Below are 3,720 nucleotides of genomic sequence, written 5' to 3' on the forward strand. Positions count from 1 at the left end.
CCCCAGGGCCGGGCGAGTGCGTCAAGGTGGGGAATTTTCAGTCGCCCCTTCTGGGGAGTATTCAGGCGGCAGTGACAACCGCCAAGCATCGATCATTGAACGACCGCAGGTCAGCTTCGTGGAAGGACTTGAGGGTCTTCCCGATATGGCGGACCTCGAAATGTCCGGACACCCTAAGCGCTTTCAGAACACTTACCGGAATACCAAGGAAGGCCGACGCCTCTCGATCGCCAAATGACTTCCCATTCGCCCGGCGCGGGACCGACACGGGGCCTGCGACCCCAACGTACCGCCTCGTCGCGTGATCGATTTCTGTCATTGGAACCAAGCCTTCGCGGGCCCACCGCCGGGCCGTTGATGGCATGACACCCAAATCCTTGGCCAAATGGCTAATTGATTGAAAACGCCGCCCATCCGTCGATATGCCGCGGAGAAGCCTGTGGTCGACATACCCGTCGGTCCATTCATCCAAACCAAATTCAACGAACGTTTTCCGAAGGAACTCGACCTCCTTTGACGGGGGACCGCGTTTGACGAGCCCGTCGTAAAGCCCCCCAAACGCCTTACGAAAGCTGAGAGTAGTGTTTTGGTTCCGCTGGTTGGCCGCAGCACCGGTTTCCCTAAGGAGGGCGCGAAAGCCTTCGGGCCACTGGCTTAACGCGTCGGCCGCGTGACCCACCATCAGTTCGAGGACGTTGACGCCCATCCCCAGATTTTCCAGCTTTTGGGCGCCAAGGCCGGCGACCGTCGACAACAGCGTGCGCAAGGACATGGCCACCAGATCCGCCATTGGCAGTCCGCAGGCGCTTTCGAACGGACATTCCTGCTTCAACGCTTTTGCAGCTAAAACAGCCTGTAGCTCGAGTACGTGCTCTTCCACTGGCTCAGCCGGGAGGTTCCGCAAATCGGCGCCACAACTGCACTCAAGCAGCTTGGGACGATACAAGCTCAGGGGCTTTCCACATTCAAGGCACCTGAACACGGCCGACCTGCGATGCCTGGGACAGGCGAGCATGAAACGCAGGTCCCAGTTGGCGCTGATGTAGCCCAGTTCTTTGACGCAGTCGGGACAGACCCGCGGCCTGGCACCGGCTAGGTGCATCCGACTGATATCCTGCCCAAGGAGAAGTCCCTTAGCCGATTGTGCGCTGGATTTGGTGTACGAGATGGCGCGAAGCTGACCTGGACTGAAGTTGAGAATTTTCTCGACGTGGCCAAGTTCAAGCTTCCATCCACCGCGCCATCGGTTGGATACCCCAGCCATACTGAGGATATCGGCCATAGACTCGTAGCCATTGGCTTCGGTCACGCGGATCATGAAGCCGGCCAGGCTTTCATCAGAATACGGGAGAGGTGTCCTTACCAGCAGCACCAAGAGCCTCCTCGATACTATTGCGCGGACAGAACCTGGCTCGTTTTCCATTTGTTGCGGGTGGCTGCCTTCCGCTCGGGAGCAGGCTCTTCAACTTTGACGCCCACCCGTGCCGCGATGGATAACAACAGCTCATTCGGTTCCAAGGATGCACTCAGGTCAAAGGGCCGAATGCTGGCAACGCCATCGGTCGCCCAGACCGACCGCAGGTGGGCCTCCGCGAGATCAGCCACGGTGATCACCATGCGGTCCTCATCGAGCGCATCCCAAACGGCTTGCCGCAACATCTTCACGAGGTAACCGATGAGCCCACCAGTGCCGCAGTAAAAGCGGAATGCCATGCCCTCGCCATCCAGTTCCGGTAGGTCGAAATGACGGGACATGGATTCATGGAAGGCGGCGAGAATGGCTTCAAATTCCTCGCGCTGGTCATCCTTGTTCCAATTGAACCGAGGCATGCTGATGGGCGCCAAGAACCTTCCAGCGAGTTGTTCATTTTGGTCGAGCACTGCGCGGCAAGTCGGTATCCCAGAGACCACGAGCGCGATCCTGGCCTCATCGACAACGATTTTTAGCCAGTCGGCAACGTGGTGCATCACCTTATGGGAAACCTTGTCATAGAAGTGCTGGAACTCATCTACCATCAGCATCCTGGTCGATGAGCCCTGCATGAGTTCCAGCAGCCTGGTTGTTTTCCGGTTTTCGGTGCCGCTGGACGACCGCGGGTCCCCCATGTCGTGGAGCATGATCTCCACCAGCCCTTTCACTGTCGGCTTGGATGGGGTCTTCACCCGGACGATGGGGATGGTCATGCCTTCCGGCGTGCGATGACGTGGATACTTCACATAGCACTCTTCGAGAACTCGTGATTTGCCCGTCCTCGACTCTCCGAGCAACGCCAGACAAACCGGTTCACTGCAGCCCTGAGCATACTCGAAGCACTGGTCCAGGCTCTTGATCGCCCGGTTGAATGCTGTATGAGGGACGAGGGTGTTCTCAATCACCCTGCGCGGGTCGTGACTGCTTATCATCGGCAAATTCCTCGGACATGGCGGGGCTGCGGTCACGAATCACCGGTGCAAACCGTTTCTTCGCCTTTAGAGGCAGTTCTGGTGGGGATGTTTCCTCGGCCGGGTCTTTGGGCTCGGATGCCGGGAAGGGTGGCTGTTCCGGCGCCTCGGCGCGCGGGAAAGCTTCGGTTTCCTGTTTGGTCGAAGAAGGGGGCGCCTTGGGTAGTTGGGCAATCTCCACACTCTGGTAGCGGGCAAGCCGCTTGGCGGACTTTCGGCGCTTATGGGCAAATTCCTCATCAATGATGCGCGCGATCATCTCCTTGGCTTCCAGCCAAGACATTGGATTGCTCGCTCCAATATGATGCGCAGCGAACCGCTTGCACACCTGATGCTGCCAACGTGACAGCCCATCCGCGTATTCGAATGAAAGGCAGCGGACTTCAAACATCCGCGTCTTGTCGGGTGCCAGGACGATGATTTCGCCAATGTTCGAATCATCAATCCTGATCTCGACATCAAGGCGGTCGCCGTATCTCATGCGCAGGCCGGTGAGCTCCGGGGAGTTGTAGAATAGGCCATCCAGTTCAATACCTCGGTGGCTGAGCACGCGCCCGTCGGCCCGGCCCAGAATGGCGTCGAGGCGTGCGGGGTCGTCGGGAACGAGAATATCCTCGGGGCGAATGCAGGAAGCCCACATGGAGGCCGGGGGAACGCCGAGTGTCCGGTGGGGTTTCTGATGGTAGTAATCCACCACCCAAATACGCATCATCTCCTGAAGCACACTGAGACGAACTACCGCGTGCTTGGACGGGTCATACTCGTCCTTCTCGAAGATATTGCTGAACGTGGTGCCCGGCGTGCCATGCGCGATTCCGCGGTTCATGGACCCGAGGAAACGCTCGATCTTGGCCTTGAACCAGCCGGTCTTGCGCGGCGCATAATGGATTTCGATGCCAAGAGACCAGCAGGCAGCCTCCAAGCTGTCGCTATGGAACTCGGCGCCGTTGTCGACAACCAGTTCCCGCATCACCCCATGGGCCTCCCAACAGTGGCTCACCCTCGGATAGCGTTCCTGAAGCCAGGTCTTGGGCAGAAAGGCATCCCGCAGGCAACGTGCGACGGTAAGATAGCTGGGTGGCTCAAAGCTTATGAATAGCCCCAGGATGCAGCGAGAATAATCATCAATGCATCCCGTCACGAATGGGCGGCCCAACGGGAGCCCTGTCCTGTCGTCCAAGACCATCAAATCGAGGGGGGGGATCGTGTCCCTTGGATTGGTGTAACAGCGCAGTCGCCGTTTGATCTCCGGCGGGCTTGGCCGGATTGATCAGGCTG

3 protein-coding genes are annotated in these 3,720 nt (G+C 58.6%); all 3 read right to left on the reverse strand.

Going from position 1 to position 3,720, the window contains the following annotated elements; genetic code table 11:
• Positions 1-61 precede the first annotated feature (61 nt).
• From A6A04_RS18385 to A6A04_RS18395, 3 genes are read right to left on the reverse strand one after another with little or no spacing between them, the layout of a single operon-like run.
• Entirely contained in the window at positions 62-1,372 is a 1,311-nt protein-coding gene (locus tag A6A04_RS18385; RefSeq protein WP_068495489.1) for a TniQ family protein, read from the reverse strand.
• Positions 1,373-1,389: 17 nt separating this feature from the next.
• Positions 1,390-2,376: a TniB family NTP-binding protein gene (locus A6A04_RS18390; protein ID WP_172822815.1), complete on the reverse strand. Its 987-nt coding sequence runs from the start codon at positions 2,374-2,376 to the stop codon at positions 1,390-1,392.
• Entirely contained in the window at positions 2,369-3,412 is a 1,044-nt protein-coding gene (locus A6A04_RS18395; protein WP_407670277.1) for a Mu transposase C-terminal domain-containing protein, read from the reverse strand. The genes A6A04_RS18390 and A6A04_RS18395 overlap by 8 nt, the downstream gene beginning before the upstream one ends.
• Positions 3,413-3,720 lie beyond the last annotated feature (308 nt).

It is taken from the genome of Paramagnetospirillum marisnigri, from assembly GCF_001650715.1.
Taxonomy (GTDB): Bacteria; Pseudomonadota; Alphaproteobacteria; order Rhodospirillales; family Magnetospirillaceae; genus Phaeospirillum; species Phaeospirillum marisnigri.

Excerpts from the sequence above, each read along its gene's own strand:
- A6A04_RS18395 (WP_407670277.1), bottom strand. The coding sequence starts at position 3,412 with ATGCGGGAACTGGTTGTCGACAACGGCGCCGAGTTCCATAGCGACAGC.